This window comes from Mesorhizobium sp. M2E.F.Ca.ET.219.01.1.1 (assembly GCF_004016445.2).
Lineage (GTDB): Bacteria > Pseudomonadota > Alphaproteobacteria > Rhizobiales > Rhizobiaceae > Mesorhizobium.
The window spans coordinates 1-288 of the sequence record NZ_SADT02000261.1 but is presented as its reverse complement, the minus strand read 5'-3'; the positions used below and the strand labels follow the sequence as shown (position 1 = coordinate 288).

Annotated in this window: 1 protein-coding gene; it reads right to left on the bottom strand. The window is 65.6% G+C overall.

From position 1 onward, the window contains the following. Positions 1-57: 57 nt before the first annotated feature. The coding region (locus tag EN862_RS36525; protein ID WP_193771653.1) for a hypothetical protein at positions 58-288 on the bottom strand (231 nt) is incomplete at its 5' end.

Here is a 288-nt window from a genome sequence, read left to right as displayed (position 1 = left end):
GCCGACAAATCCATTGACATCGCACCCGAGGTTGCCGCGCTCATCGGCGAGAAGCCGTCAGCCAAAGCTGAAAAGCGCGCGCGGGTAGCGGAGTTGCGACGCTTGGAAGCTGTGGCCGGCCAGGCAATCGAACTTATTGAAAAGCGCATTGGCGCGGCCAGGCCTGCCGTCGAGCGCGCCATCTGCGCCGCGGCGCGTCCAGAAGCCGAGAGGCGTGTCGCTGCGCTTGTGAAGGCGCTGCACGCCGCTGACGCTGCCCACGCAGACCTGAACGGTCTGTTCCTTGCC